Origin of the sequence: Nonomuraea glycinis (assembly GCF_014646515.1) — a bacterium.
Classification (GTDB): domain Bacteria; phylum Actinomycetota; class Actinomycetes; order Streptosporangiales; family Streptosporangiaceae; genus Nonomuraea; species Nonomuraea glycinis.
The window spans coordinates 461,789-474,566 of sequence record NZ_BMNK01000004.1; the positions used below are offsets into that span (position 1 = coordinate 461,789).

The window sequence follows — 12,778 nt, forward strand, 5'->3', positions numbered from 1 at the left end:
GCCCGCCGGGTCGGCGCCCCCTGAGCCGGAGTGACGCGCTCAGTCCGCCGGGTCGGCGCCCTCTCGCCGGCCCTCCTCCTGCTCGGTCGTGGGGGCTTCGTCGGAACGGCCGAAGCGGTTGACCGCCGGCTGGCCGAACCAGACCCACGCCACCAGCAGGGCCAGGCCCCCTGCGGTGGCCCACGCCAGCGCGGACTGGAACAGGAAGTCGACCACGAGCATGGTGGCCGCGGTCATCGACAGGGCCAGGGCCAGCGCGCCGATGATGCCGTAGTAGTTGGAACGGCGGACCAGCTTCTCCTTCAGCCCCTGCCGGAACAGCATCCGATGCTGGTTGGCCGGGGCGATGTAGCAGATGGACGCGATCGCGGCGCTCACCAGCGCCACGTAGAACAGCCATCGGTCGAACTCGCGCAGGTTCACGAACCGCTGGGTGAACGGCACGGTCAGCAGGAAGGCGAACAGCACCTGGACCCCGGTCACCGCCACCCTGGCGCTCTGCAGCAGCTCGGTGAAGTTACGATCGGCGCGTTCCTTGTCCGTCTCCCGGCTTGACTGCGGCACTTCCGTCACGCCCAACGCCTCCCACCATCGTCACATCAGGCAGTACCACTTCCTTGACGACGGAGATCAAAACCTACGATTCCCCATCCGTATGGGGTCAGAAGATCAAAATCGTGATTCCCCCTCAGGTGAGGGCAGGGGCTCCTGATGGAACATACGGTGGTGCTGCGCAATCGCTGGTCGATCCTCGCTCTCTTCGTCGCCGCCGTGACCGCCGTGGCGGTGGTGGGATCGCTGGCCGCGATGGACTCGGGGGCCGAGTATCTGACGCTGGAGCGTCCGGCGTGGGCGCCGCCGCAGTGGCTGTTCGGCCCGGCGTGGACGCTGCTGTACTTCCTGATCGCCGTGTCCGGCTGGCTGGCCTGGCAGGCGGGCGGCTGGTCCTCGGCGCACCTCGTGTACGCGGCCCAGCTCGCGCTGAACCTGGCCTGGACGCCGCTGTTCTTCGCCGCCGGGCAGTACGGCCTGGCCTTCGCCGAGATCGTGCTTCTGTGGCTGGCGATCGTGGCCAATACCGTGGCCTTCTGGCGGATCAGCCGCGCGGCCGCACTGCTGCTGGTGCCGTACCTGCTGTGGGTGTCCTACGCGGCGGCGCTGAACTTCGCCATCTGGCAGCTCAACTAGTCCAGGAACTCCGCCACCACCCGGGCGAACTCGTCGGCCCGCAGCTCCAGCGGGATCATGCCGCCCTCGATGACGGCCGTGGCCGCGTTGAGCGGTTTAGCCAGCCGGTGCAGCTCGGGGAAGCCGAACGGGTCGTCCGTGGCGCCGACGCAGAGCACCGGGCAGCGGATCAGGCCGAGGCGCTCCTCCATCCGGTAGGCGCCGACCGCCTGATGGCCGAGCCCGACGCCCGGCCAGATGGTGAGCGCGTCCCGCACGTAGCGGCCCAGCAGGTCGGGGCGGCCGGGCGGGTAGTAGACGGCCCGGCTCGCCCACAGCTCGGTCAGGTGCGTGCCATCCTCCCGCTCGGTGGCGTTGTCGACCGGCCGCCCGCCGCGCCGCCGCCGCTCCCTGGACTCGGCGTCGACCATCGGCGTGGACGACAGCACCAGCCGGGTGACCCGCTCCGGGGCGCGGGCCGCCGCCTCGATCGCGATCACGCCGCCCGTGTGGTGGCCCGCGACCGCGGCGGACTCCAGGCCGAGCGCGTCCATCAGGGCGAGCACGCCCTGCGCGTAGTCCTCGATGGTGTGCGCGGCGGGCTGCGCCGAGGCGCCGAACCCTAACGTGTCCATCGCGACCACCCGGTGGGAGCCGCCCAGCAGCGGCAGCACCTCGCGATACTCGTCCCACGACCGGGGCGTCTGGTGCAGCAGCAGCACCGGATCCCCGCTGCCGCACTCGGCGTAGTGGATCTGCCCGTAGGGGGTCCTGGCATAGCCCAACTCGATCATCGCGCCCCTTCCGGCACCGTCCGCGTCCCCATCATGGCCCTCCTGACGCCGCTGTAAAGACGTCAACCGGTAAGAGGAGAGGGGCTGTGCGGGCCGACCGTGTCGCGATCGTCGCGGGACTTCATCGCGGAGGCATCAGCAGTCCCTTCACACGCAACTGTGCAGCCGGTAGCTCTCCGCGTCGTCGTTGAAATCCCAGTCCTTCAACTGGTTGAGTTCCCGGCCGGGTTTCACGGTCAACGTTCTGCCCTTCTGTCCGTCGTCGGAATAGATGGTGGCGCACCAGCCGGAGCCGTTGACGATGGAGGAGATCTCGTTGTCGCCGTCCCAGCCGCCGAGCTCGTAGTTTCCGCGATTGCTCTTTCTGCCGTACTCGTCGCCCTGGCCGCCGGCGTCCTCGTACAGGCAGAACTGACTGTTCCTGTGGCACTCGACCGATGTCGCTCGTGCGGGTTCCGCGGTGACCGCCAGGGGGATGGCGGCCATGGCCAGCGCCAGGCAGCCGCGGAGCAGGAGCGATCGGGTTCTGTTCGGCTGGGCCGGAGGGTTGGGCCGGAACGTCGTCATGGCGGGCTCGCTCTCTCGGTACGTTCTCGTGCGGAATGGCCACGGAATCCTGGGATGGAATCCAGCTGACCGCCGTTCATCCGGCGATCAGGCGATTGCCAGTTCACTACGCGAGGACATCCCACGTCCAAGTGTTCCTGTCTGAGCGGGAACACCGAGGTCACGACCACGCGCCCGGCGTACGGTCACCGGAAACGGGTGGGGAGCCGGCCATAAGACCCCGTCTGGCGGGCAGGTGGCGATGAGACGTCAACCCCGTACCGGGCACCCGCTGCCCGGATCGGACGGGGATCGCGTCACTGACGATCCCGGAACGCGGTGAACGGGCGGCGAGAAGCGGCACGAGGAGTGACATGGGGCAGGAGTGGGTGGCAGGCGAGTCGGCGGCGGTGCTCACGGTCAACGCCGGCTCCTCCAGCCTGCGCCTCGACCTGGTGGACGGCGGCAGCGTGGTGGACAGCGCGCGCGCCGAGCGCGCCATGGACCCGGACGCGGCCCGGGCCGAGCTGTCGGAGTTCCTCGGCCGTCATCTGAACCGCGACGTGGCGGCCGTCGCGCACCGGCTGGTGCACGGCGGCGACCTCGTCCGCGCCCCGGTGGTCGCCGACGACGCCGTCGTACGGGCGCTGCGCGGCGTCACCGACCTCGCACCGCTGCATCTGCCACCCGCGCTGGCCCTGCTGGAGGCGGCCCGCGAGCTGCTGCCCGCGATTCCGCACGTGCTCTGCCCCGACACCGCCTTTCACGCCGGCCTGCCGGACGCCGCCGCCACCTATGCGCTGCCCGGCCGGTGGCGTGAGAAGTGGGGCCTGCGCCGCTACGGCTTCCACGGCCTGTCCTACGCCTGGGCGCTGGAGCGGGCCGCGGAGCTGCTCGGCCGGCCCGCCACCGAGCTGGATCTGGTGCTCGCGCACCTGGGCGGCGGCTCGTCGGTGTGCGCGGTGTCGGGCGGGCGCAGCGTGGACACCTCGATGGGCTTCACCCCGCTGGACGGCGTGCCGATGAGCAAGCGGTCGGGCAGCGTCGATCCCGGCCTGCTGCTGTGGCTGCTGGAGGATGAGCGGCTGACGCCGGCGGAGCTGCGCGAGGGGCTGGAGCGGAGCTCGGGCCTGCTCGGCCTGTCCGGCGGGCGCTCGGGCGACACCCGCGACCTGGTCGCCGCCGAGCGGGACGGCGACGAGCAGGCGGCGCTGGCGCTGGCCGTGTTCTGCCACCGGGTGAGCCGGGAGATCGCCGCCGCCACCACCTCGCTCGGCAGGATCGACGCGCTGGTCTTCACCGGCGAGATCGGCTGGGACCAGCCGGAGGTGCGCGAGGCGATCTGCCGCCGCCTGCGGCTGCTCGGCGTCGAGCCGCCCGCCCGGGGCGGCCGCGACGACGACGGCCCGATCAGCGCGCCCGGCGCCGCCGTCCCGGTGCTGGTCGTCGAGCTGCACGAGGAGCTCCAGCTCGCCCGGGAGTGCCTGGAGGAGCTGTACGGCCCGGCGAAGGAGTGACCGTCACAGGACAGCTCCCCGTCGGAGTGACGGTTACGGGGCTGCTCCCGTCAGAGTGACGATTACGGGGCTGCTCCCGTCAGAGTGACGATTACGGGGCTGCTCCCTTCGGAGTGACGGTTACGGGTGATCTTCCAGGATGACCGAGACGCCGCCGGCCGCGACGGTGACCGAGCCTTCGTGGCGCGCGCCGTCGAGCGCTCCGGTGCCGGTCACGCCCTCGACCGTCACCGGCTCGTCGCCGTGGTTGATCAGGAAGACGTGCCGGCCGCGCCGTACCAGCTCCAGGGTGTCGGGCAGGTCGCGCGGCCGGGGCACGCCCGCGCGGTCGAGCACCTCGCACAGCAGCTCGCGCAGGCCGGTGACGGGGGCGGTGGCGAGATACCAGGCGGCGCCGGCGCCCAGGTCGTGGCGGGTTACGGCGGGGTGCCCGGCGTCGGGGCCGGCCGTGAAGCGCTGGACGGCCCGCGCGCCCGCCAGGTCGATCCGCTCGGACCAGATCCGGCCCTCGGCGGCGGTGGTCGCCACCGTCTCGTGCTCGCGCAGCGGGTGGAACTCCTCGATGGACAGGCCGAGCAGCTCGCGCAGCGCGCCGGGGTAGGCGCCGGGATGGATCGCGTCGTGCTCGTCCACGATGCCGGAGAAGTACGACACCAGCAGGTGGCCGCCCGCCTCGACGTACCGGTGCAGGTTCTTGGCGGAGGCGTCGGTCAGCAGGTACGCACTCGGCGCAACAACCACCCTGTATCCCGAAATATCGGCAGAAGGGTGTACGAAGTCCACGGTGACGTGCTCCCGCCACAGCGCCTCGTAGAAGGCGTCCACCCGCTCCCGGAACGTCAGGTCCACCGACGGCCGCCAGTCCAGCTCCAGCGCCCAGTAGGACTCCCAGTCCCACACGATCGCCACGTCCGCCGCCACCCCGCTGCCCCGGACCCCGTCCAGCCGGCGCAGGTCGGCGCCCAGCTCCAGCACCTCGCGCCACTGCCGCGAGCCGGTGCCGGCGTGCGGCACCATCCCGGAGTGGAACTTCTCAGCGCCGTGCCGCGAGGCTCTGAACTGGAAGAACAGCACGCTGTCCGAGCCGCGCGCGACGTGCGCGAGGCTGTTGCGGCGCATCTCGCCGGGCCGCTTGGCGAGGTTGCGCGGCTGCCAGTTGACCGCGCCGGCCGAGTGCTCCATGAGCATCCACGGCTTGCCGCCCGCCACCGACCGGGCCAGGTCGGCGGACATGGCCAGGTCGATGTGGTTGTCCGGCTGCTCGGCCCGCAGGTAGTGGTCGTTGGCGACGACGTCGAGCTCGCGGGCCCACTGCCACAGGTCGGTGGACTTGCAGTTGACCGTCCCGGCGAAGTTGGTCGTCACGGGCAGGTCAGGGTGGCTCTCCTTGATGATGTCGCGCTGCAGGATGTAGTGCTCGCGGTGCTGGCCGTCGCTGAAGCGGGCGTAGTCGAGCCGCTGGGCGGGGTTGACCACGGTGTGGTTGAACCGGGGGGCGTCGATCTGCGACCAGGCGGTGTAGCGCTGCCCCCAGAACGCGGTGCCCCAGGCCTCGTTGAGCGCGGCCAGGTCCAGGTAGGTGTGGCGCAGCCAGTCCTGCCAGGCCCGGACGCTGTGCTCGCAGTAGCATTCGCCGAGCGGCGCCCCGTACTCGTTGTGCACGTGCCACATGACCACGGCGGGATGGCCGCGGTAGTGCTCGGCGAGCGCGCGCACCAGGGCGGCGGTGGCGGCGCGGAAGGCCGGTGAGCTGGAGCAGGCGCTCTGCCGGCCGCCGAAGCCGATGCGGATGCCGTCCCTGGTCACCGGGAGCGCGTCGGGGTGCTCGGCGACGAACCAGGCGGGCGGCGCGGCGGTGGGCGTGGCCAGGTCCACCGAGACGCCCGCCGCGTGCAGCCGGTCGATGACCTCGTCCAGCCAGCCGAACTCGTAGCGGCCTCGCTCCGGCTCCATCAGCGCCCAGGTGAACATGCCGAGGCTGACGAGGTTGACCCCGGCCTCGCGCATCAGGGCCATGTCCTCCTCCTGCACCTCGCGTGGCCACTGCTCAGGGCTGTAGTCCCCGCCGAAGGCGATACCGGCCGGACGCTCCGGATACATCCATCCCCCTAAAACTCTGTGAACGTGCACAGTAGCGTCCCACACTTCCACGGCGAACTCCTGGGCCGTTTTTCCTGGGTTAACGAGAATGTAACGACCCCTTGACCGGAGATACGGCGCTGCTCCACTCTGTGCACGTTCACAGACTTTTCTGGAGGTAAGCATGCGTGCCACACGCCTCGGAGCGGTCCTGGCCGCCGCGCTCACGGCCACCCTGACGATCGGCGGGTGCGGCTCGAGCGAGCCCACCGGTGGTTCCGAGGCGGCGGCGACGAGCCCGGCGGCCCCCCAGGGCCCGGTCAAGCTCACCTATTGGACCTGGGCCCCCAACATGGACAAGATCGTCGCAGTCTGGAACAAGGACCACCCCGACATCCAGATCACCGTCAGCAAGCAGGCGGGCGGCGACGACGCGGCGGCGAAGTTCCTCACCGCGGCCAAGGCCGGCAACCCGCCCGACCTGGTCCAGGCCGAATACCAGCACCTGCCGTCGTTCATCGCCGCCGACGCGGTGGCCGACCTCAAGGCCGAGACCGCGGCGATCAAGGGAGAGTTCGGCGAGGGCATCTGGGGCCTGGTCACACTCGGCACCGAGGCGGTCTACGCGGTGCCGCAGGACAGCGGCCCGATGATGCTCTTCTACCGCCAGGACCTGTTCGACAAGCACGGCCTGCAGGTGCCCAAGACCTGGCAGGAGTACGGCGAAGCGGCCCGCACCCTGCGCAAGAAGGACCCCAAGGCCTACCTGGGCACCTTCTCCAGCAAGGACCCCGGCGCCTTCACCGGGCTGGCCCAGCAGGCCGGCGCGCAGTGGTGGTCGATCAGCGGCGAGTCCTGGAAGGTGAACGTCGCCGACGAGCCCACCAAGAAGGTCGCCGACTTCTGGGGCGGCCTGGTGAAGGAGGGCGCCATCGACGACACGCCGTTCTTCACCCCCGAGTGGAACAAGGCGCTCAACGACGGCAAGCTGCTGACCTGGCCGTCCGCCGTGTGGGCGCCGGGCGTGCTGTCGAGCAACGCGCCCAAGGCCAAGGGCAAGTGGGCCGTCGCCCCGCTCCCGCAGTGGAACGCCGGCGAGAACTTCAGCGGCTTCTGGGGCGGCTCCTCGGTGGCGGTCTCCGCCAAGACGCCGAACAAGGCCGCCGCCGCCCAGTTCGCCACCTGGATCAACACCGACCCGAAGGCGCTCGACCTGCTGGTGAAGGAGGCGGCCATCTACCCGGCCGCCGCCAAGGCCCAGGCGGCGCTCGGCGCGGCCCCTGACTACTTCGCCAACCAGCCCGACTTCTGGCAGCAGGCGGCGACGGTCTCGGCGGGGGCGCGCGGCTTCACCTTCGGCCCGAACGTGGGCGTCACGTACAACGCCTTCAAGGACGGCTTCGACAAGGCGCTGCAGGACGGGACGTCGTTCTCCGACGCGGTCCAGGCCATGCACGAGGCCACCGTCGCCGACATGCGCAAGTCCGGGTTCACGCTCGCGTCATGACGCCCACCTCCAAGAGGCGTACGCCCCTGGCCCCGTACGTCATCCTCACCCCCGCCATCGTGCTGTTCGTGCTGTTCCTGGCGCTGCCGATCGGCTACACCGTCTATCTGGCGATGCGCCGCACCCAGGTGTCCGGGCTCGGCCTGGGCGCCGGGGCGCGGCGCGAGGTGTTCGTCGGGTTCGACAACTTCGCCGCCGCGCTGGCCGACGGCGAGTTGTGGGCCGGGTGGCTGCGGGTGCTCGGGTACGGCGCGCTGGTGCTGGTCGTGATGCTCGGCCTGGCGCTGCTGTTCGCGCTGCTGCTGGACTCGGCGCGGGTGCGGCTGTCCCGCTTCAGCCGGATCTCGATCTTCCTGCCGTACGCGGTGCCGGGTGTGGCCGCGTCGCTGATGTGGGGGTTCCTGTATCTTCCCTCGCTCAGCCCGATCCGGGCGATCCTGGACGTGGACCTGCTCGGCGCGAGCACGATCACCTACTCGATGGCGAACGTGGCGGTGTGGGGCGGGACCGGGTTCAACATGCTGGTGCTCTACACCACCCTGCGGGCGATCCCGCGCGACTACTACGAGGCCGCGCGGCTCGACGGGGCCTCGGAGCTGCAGATCGCGCTGCGCGTCAAGATCCCGATCCTGGCTCCGGCGATCATCCTGACCACCGTCTTCTCGATCATCGCGACCATCCAGGTGTTCACCGAGCCGACCACGCTGCGGCCGTTCACCAACACGATCAGCTCGACGTGGAGCCCGCTGATGAAGGTCTACCGCGACGCCTTCGTCACCGGTGACCTGTACTCGGCCGCGGCCACCTCGATCGTCATCGCGGCGATCTCGCTCGTCCTGTCGTTCGGATTCCTGCGCGTGGTCCGCGATCGCGCCTTCGGGGAGGGCTGATGGCCGCCATCGCACCACAGCGGCGCTCCACGCGCAGCGGGATCGGGCTCGCGCCCACCGCGCTGCTCCTGCTGGGGGCGCTCTACTGCCTGTTCCCGGTGAGCTGGCTGCTGATCGCCTCCAGCAAGTCGCCGGGCGAGCTGTTCACCACGCCCACGCTGGCGTTCGGCACCGGCTTCCTGAGCAACGTGACGGATCTGTTCGCCTACCGCGACGGCGTGTTCTGGCTGTGGATGGGCAACACGCTGCTGTACGCGGGCGGCGGCGCGCTGCTGTCCACCGCGGTCTCGGCGATCTCGGGGTACGCGCTGGCCAAGTATCGTTTCCCCGGCCGTAAGCTGATCTTCAACCTGCTCATCGGCGGCATCCTGGTGCCCGCCGTGGTGCTGGCCATCCCGCAGTATCTGCTGTTCTCGAAGATCGGCCTGGCCGATACCTACTGGGCGGTCCTGCTGCCGCAGATCCTGCATCCGTACAGCGTCTACCTGGCCCGCATCTACGCCACCGCCGCGATCCCCGACTCGCTGCTGGAGGCGGGCCGGATCGACGGGGCGAGCGAGGGGCGGCTGCTGGGGCGGCTGGCGCTGCCGCTGATGGTGCCGGGCCTGGTGACGATCTTCCTGTTCCAGTTCGTGGCCATCTGGAACAACTTCCTGCTGCCGTTCATCATGCTGGGCGACGACGGCAAGTTCCCGCTCACGGTCGGGCTCTACACGCTGCTCGCCGCCGGGGCCAACCAGCCGTCGTTGTACAACCTGATCCTCACCGGGACACTGTTGTCGATCATCCCGTTGATCGCGTTGTTCCTCACCATGCAGCGATACTGGAAGACCGACCTGTCCTCCGGAGCCGTGAAATGAAACGCCCCACGATCCATGACGTCGCCGCCGCCGCGGGGGTCTCCCGCGGCACGGTGTCCCGGCTGCTCAACGGCGACCGCTACGTCAGTCCCGCGGCCCGCTCCGCCATCGAACAGGCGATCTCCGAGACGGGCTACGTCGTCAACCGCGCCGCCCGCAGCCTGGTCACCCAGCGGACCGGCACGATCGTCATGGTGCTGTCGGAGCCGCACGAGAAGCTCTTCGAGGACCCCAACTACAGCACTCTCATCAGGGTCGCCATCCGCCGGCTCGCCGAGCGCGACCTGTCCCTGGTGATGATGCTGTCGGGCGACGAGGGCGACCGCGAGCGCGTGGTGCGCTACGTGCGCGGCGGCCACGCCGACGGGGTCCTGCTCGTCTCCACCCACGCGGGCGACCCGCTGGTCAGCGCGCTCGGCTCGGTCACCCCCGCGGTCTCCTGCGGCGCCGTCATCGGCCGCGAGAGCGTCATTCCGTACGCGACCGCCGACGATCGGCTGGGCGCCCGGCAGATGGCCGAATATCTGGTGGGCCAGGGCCGCAGGCGGATCGCCATGATCACCGGGCCGATGGACACGCCGGGCGGCATCCAGCGGCTCGAGGGCTTCGCCGACGTCCTGGGCCGTAAGGCGTCCAGCAAGCTCGTCGCGCACGGCGACTGGACGCAGGCCAGCGGCGAGCGCGCCATGACCGAGCTGCTGGAGCGCTCACCGGACCTCGACGCCGTGTTCGTCGCCTCCGACCTGATGGCCGCCGGCGCGCTGACCACGCTGCGCGCCGCCGGCCGTTCGGTGCCGGACGACGTGGCGGTGGGCGGGTTCGACGACTCCTCGGTGGCCACTTCCACCCTCCCGCCGCTGACCACGGTCAGGCAGCCGCTGGCGGAGATGGCCAACCGGACGATGGACCTGCTGCTGGCGCTGATCGACGGCGCCGAGCAGGTGGAGCCGGTGATACTCCCCACCGAGCTGGTGATCCGCGAATCCGCTTGAGGGCGCTGGGTCAGCGGGGGACGAAGCCGCGGTAGACGACCCGCCGCCGCACGAGCACCGGCCACTGGCGGTCTCTGATGCCCATCAGCACGAGGGCCGCCGTCGCGCCGGTGAGTAGACTGCCCACCAGGCCTGCCATGACGAACATGAAGACGATCTCCATGACGTTCCCTTCACCAAACAGTTGAAGTTTGAACTAAGAAACGCCAACAGAGCCTTCCCCCGCCCTATTCCGGCTTCGGCGGACAGCCCGGAAACTGCTCCCCTTCGGCGGCGAGCCTGGAAAGTGCTCCCTGGCTCGCAGCAGCTTTTTCTCCGGCCGGAACGCCAGCCCCTCGATCGCCTCGGCGAACAGTTCCTCCGCCAGCAGGCCGGCTTCCTCCACCCGCTGGACCTGCACCAGCGCCATTCTCGCCACCCCGGCGGGAGCGACGGGCAGCAGCCGGACATAATCCCTGATCCGCGGCGTCACCTCCGCCAGGCCGGGCCCGAGGCGCTCGTGCAGGTCCACCAGCGCCACCACGCCGGACGGCCCATCGCGCAGCAGCCGCCCCACGACCCGGTCGACGACGTCCGCCCGCTCCAGCAGCCCGTCCTCCACGAGCCGGTGGACGGCCCCGCTCTCCCGGTCGGTGAAGACCTCCCCGAGGCCGTCGATCTCGAAGACGCGCGGAGCGAGATGGGGGAACAGCGGATCCGCGCCGGCCGTGGCCGGATCGAGCGTGCGCAGCCAGCCGGCGACGAACCGGTCCCCGGCGGGCGGGGCGATCCCGGTCTCCCGCACGAACGCGGCGACGATCTCCCACTCATGAGCGTCCTCCGTGCGCAGTCCCGCCACCATCCGGCCCGCCGCGTCCGCCCGCCACTGCTCGGGCCGGTCCCGCAGCAGGTCCAGCACCCATCCGGGGTCGCGGGCATCATCTCCACCCGCCACCTGAACCGTTCACTGAGTTTCAAGGATTCTCAGTGATTCGCCCGGTGCAGGCGAAGGTCCTCGTCTGATCCGGGCAGCGGGTGCCCGGTGCGGGGTTGACGTTTCACGGCCACCTGCCCCGCCAGGCGGGGTCTTATGGTCGGCTCCACGTCCGTTTCGAGTCTCCGGGCCACTCCCGGCGACCGTGCGCTCCACCAGGGAAGCGAGGTTGAGCGCGGCGTTCTCGTCGCGATCCATGCTCAGGCCGCACCCCTCACAGACGTAGGTGCGCACCCGCAGCGGCAGCTTGGTTTTCACCGCACCGCAGGATGAGCAGGTCTTGGAGGAGGGGAACCAGCGGTCGGCGACCAGCAACCGTCCGCCGTGCCAGGTGGTCTTGTAGGTGAGCTGGCGGCGGATCTCCCCGAAGCCCGCGTCGGAGACGGCGCGGGCCAGTCGCCGGTTGCGGATCATCCCGGCCACGTGCAGGTCTTCAACCACGATGGTGCCGTACGTCCGTGCCAGACTCGTGGTCAGTTTGTGGATGCCGTCACGGCGCAGCGCCGCCACCCGATGCTCCGCCCGGTTACGGGCCGCGTTCGCGCGCAACCATCGCTGCGAGGGTCGTTGCCGGGTGCGCCGGTCGGGGCCGCGTTTGCGGGAGACCGCCCGCGACAGACGCCGCAGCTTACGCAAGGCCGTCGTCAGGTGCCGGGGGTTGGCGACCGGCGGTCGTCCGTCGGAGAAGACCGCCAGCGTCTTGATGCCGAGGTCCACCCCGATCACCGTATCCGGCCGCGCAGGCGAACCTTGAGGGCGTTCGGTGTGCACGGTGAAGCTGACGTGCCAGCGGCCCTCCTGCCAGCGCACCGTCGCCGAGGCGATCCGCGCACCTCCCCCGGCGAGCAGGCGGGCGAGTTTGGTGACCGGTTCGTGCGTTTTGATCCGGCCCAGCACCGGCAGCACCACGTGGGCGTGGCCGTCCAGCCGAATCGTGCCGGTGGTGAAGCGCACCGACCGGGCAGTGCGACGTTTGGTCTTGAACCGGGGGAAGCCCATCTTCGGGCCCTTGCGCTTACCGCTCTTGGAGTCGCGCCAGTTGGACAGGGCGTCGGCCAGGCGGGCCAGCCCGCAGGCGTAGGCCTCCTTGGAGTTGCCCGCCCACCACGGCGCCACCTCGTCCTTGACCTGATTCCAGCGTTTGCGCAGCGCGGGCATCGACCAGGACAACGCCGGGGTGAGCCGATCCTCAGGGATGCCGTAGGAACGTTCCGCCTCCCGCTGCGCCAGATTCGCCCGCACCTGCGCCAAGCCCCAGTTGAACGCCACCCGCACCGCACCACAATGCGACGCCAGCACAGCACCCTGACACCCGGTCGGGTCCAACGCGAAACGATAGGCCTGCACGACCCGCACCACGCCATCCCTCCCCACGTATTCGAGAGTGTGTACGAACGACCCTACCAGCATGCCCGCACAATGGGTAAGGCTTTGCACGCACACCGTGACGATG

General features: G+C 70.3%; 13 protein-coding genes. 6 read left to right on the forward strand and 7 right to left on the reverse strand.

Annotated elements, in window-relative coordinates; genetic code table 11:
- Window positions 1-39 precede the first annotated feature (39 nt).
- The gene (locus IEY87_RS15620; RefSeq protein ID WP_225277294.1) at window positions 40-573 is read right to left on the reverse strand and encodes a DUF6328 family protein; all 534 of its coding nucleotides are present in this window, start codon (window positions 571-573) and stop codon (window positions 40-42) included.
- A 138-nt stretch (window positions 574-711) separates the two neighbouring features.
- Between IEY87_RS15620 and IEY87_RS15625 the strand changes: the two genes are divergently transcribed.
- Window positions 712-1,188, forward strand: coding sequence for a TspO/MBR family protein (locus IEY87_RS15625; RefSeq protein ID WP_189139336.1), 477 nt, complete (start codon window positions 712-714; stop codon window positions 1,186-1,188).
- Here the strand turns inward: IEY87_RS15625 and IEY87_RS15630 are convergent.
- Complete coding sequence (locus IEY87_RS15630; protein WP_189139337.1) at window positions 1,185-1,961, reverse strand: alpha/beta fold hydrolase; 777 nt, start codon at window positions 1,959-1,961, stop codon at window positions 1,185-1,187. The genes IEY87_RS15625 and IEY87_RS15630 overlap by 4 nt on opposite strands.
- Window positions 1,962-2,108: 147 nt before the next feature.
- Window positions 2,109-2,528 (reverse strand): peptidase inhibitor family I36 protein, encoded by a 420-nt coding sequence (locus tag IEY87_RS15635; protein WP_189139338.1) that lies wholly within the window; start codon window positions 2,526-2,528, stop codon window positions 2,109-2,111.
- Window positions 2,529-2,881: 353 nt separating this feature from the next.
- Between IEY87_RS15635 and IEY87_RS15640 the strand changes: the two genes are divergently transcribed.
- A complete protein-coding gene (locus tag IEY87_RS15640) occupies window positions 2,882-4,024 on the forward strand; it encodes an acetate/propionate family kinase (RefSeq protein ID WP_189139339.1) in 1,143 nt (380 codons plus the stop codon).
- 120 nt (window positions 4,025-4,144) lie between these two features.
- Here the strand turns inward: IEY87_RS15640 and IEY87_RS15645 are convergent, their stop codons facing one another.
- Window positions 4,145-6,124 (reverse strand): beta-galactosidase, encoded by a 1,980-nt coding sequence (locus IEY87_RS15645; RefSeq protein ID WP_189139340.1) that lies wholly within the window; start codon window positions 6,122-6,124, stop codon window positions 4,145-4,147.
- A gap of 163 nt (window positions 6,125-6,287) precedes the next feature.
- Here IEY87_RS15645 and IEY87_RS15650 point away from each other — a divergent pair, with 163 nt between their 5' ends.
- Genes IEY87_RS15650 through IEY87_RS15665 form a run of 4 tightly spaced genes read left to right on the forward strand, consistent with a single transcriptional unit; the run spans window position 6,288 to window position 10,352 of the window.
- On the forward strand, window positions 6,288-7,610 hold the full coding sequence (locus IEY87_RS15650) for an ABC transporter substrate-binding protein (protein WP_189139341.1): 1,323 nt from the start codon (window positions 6,288-6,290) through the stop codon (window positions 7,608-7,610).
- Window positions 7,607-8,500 carry a carbohydrate ABC transporter permease gene (locus IEY87_RS15655; RefSeq protein WP_189139342.1) on the forward strand — a complete coding sequence of 298 codons (894 nt, stop codon included), beginning with the start codon at window positions 7,607-7,609 and terminating at the stop codon, window positions 8,498-8,500. Before IEY87_RS15650 ends, IEY87_RS15655 begins: the two co-directional genes overlap by 4 nt.
- The gene (locus tag IEY87_RS15660; protein ID WP_189139343.1) at window positions 8,500-9,360 is read left to right on the forward strand and encodes a carbohydrate ABC transporter permease; all 861 of its coding nucleotides are present in this window, start codon (window positions 8,500-8,502) and stop codon (window positions 9,358-9,360) included. The genes IEY87_RS15655 and IEY87_RS15660 overlap by 1 nt, the downstream gene beginning before the upstream one ends.
- A complete protein-coding gene (locus IEY87_RS15665) occupies window positions 9,357-10,352 on the forward strand; it encodes a LacI family DNA-binding transcriptional regulator (protein ID WP_189139344.1) in 996 nt (331 codons plus the stop codon). Before IEY87_RS15660 ends, IEY87_RS15665 begins: the two co-directional genes overlap by 4 nt.
- 10 nt (window positions 10,353-10,362) lie before the next feature.
- On the opposite strand, the gene IEY87_RS15670 is transcribed toward IEY87_RS15665, so the two are convergent.
- Genes IEY87_RS15670 through tnpB form a run of 3 tightly spaced genes read right to left on the reverse strand, consistent with a single transcriptional unit; the run spans window position 10,363 to window position 12,735 of the window.
- Entirely contained in the window at window positions 10,363-10,515 is a 153-nt protein-coding gene (locus IEY87_RS15670; RefSeq protein WP_189139345.1) for a hypothetical protein, read from the reverse strand.
- A 33-nt stretch (window positions 10,516-10,548) separates the two neighbouring features.
- Entirely contained in the window at window positions 10,549-11,286 is a 738-nt protein-coding gene (locus tag IEY87_RS15675) for a hypothetical protein (protein WP_189139346.1), read from the reverse strand.
- 9 nt (window positions 11,287-11,295) lie between these two features.
- Window positions 11,296-12,735 (reverse strand): IS607 family element RNA-guided endonuclease TnpB, encoded by a 1,440-nt coding sequence (gene tnpB, locus IEY87_RS15680; protein WP_225277293.1) that lies wholly within the window; start codon window positions 12,733-12,735, stop codon window positions 11,296-11,298.
- Between the last annotated feature and the right edge of the window lie 43 nt (window positions 12,736-12,778).

What these genes read in the sequence shown, in the direction of transcription:
- IEY87_RS15655 (WP_189139342.1), top strand. Translation starts at nt 7,607, where the DNA reads ATGACGCCCACCTCCAAGAGGCGTACGCCCCTGGCCCCGTACGTCATC.
- tnpB (WP_225277293.1), bottom strand. Translation starts at nt 12,735, where the DNA reads ATGCTGGTAGGGTCGTTCGTACACACTCTCGAATACGTGGGGAGGGAT.
- IEY87_RS15640 (WP_189139339.1), top strand. Translation starts at nt 2,882, where the DNA reads ATGGGGCAGGAGTGGGTGGCAGGCGAGTCGGCGGCGGTGCTCACGGTC.
- IEY87_RS15635 (WP_189139338.1), bottom strand. Translation starts at nt 2,528, where the DNA reads ATGACGACGTTCCGGCCCAACCCTCCGGCCCAGCCGAACAGAACCCGA.
- IEY87_RS15665 (WP_189139344.1), top strand. Translation starts at nt 9,357, where the DNA reads ATGAAACGCCCCACGATCCATGACGTCGCCGCCGCCGCGGGGGTCTCC.
- IEY87_RS15650 (WP_189139341.1), top strand. Translation starts at nt 6,288, where the DNA reads ATGCGTGCCACACGCCTCGGAGCGGTCCTGGCCGCCGCGCTCACGGCC.
- IEY87_RS15630 (WP_189139337.1), bottom strand. Translation starts at nt 1,961, where the DNA reads ATGATCGAGTTGGGCTATGCCAGGACCCCCTACGGGCAGATCCACTAC.
- IEY87_RS15625 (WP_189139336.1), top strand. Translation starts at nt 712, where the DNA reads ATGGAACATACGGTGGTGCTGCGCAATCGCTGGTCGATCCTCGCTCTC.
- IEY87_RS15645 (WP_189139340.1), bottom strand. Translation starts at nt 6,124, where the DNA reads ATGTATCCGGAGCGTCCGGCCGGTATCGCCTTCGGCGGGGACTACAGC.
- IEY87_RS15660 (WP_189139343.1), top strand. Translation starts at nt 8,500, where the DNA reads ATGGCCGCCATCGCACCACAGCGGCGCTCCACGCGCAGCGGGATCGGG.
- IEY87_RS15670 (WP_189139345.1), bottom strand. Translation starts at nt 10,515, where the DNA reads ATGGAGATCGTCTTCATGTTCGTCATGGCAGGCCTGGTGGGCAGTCTA.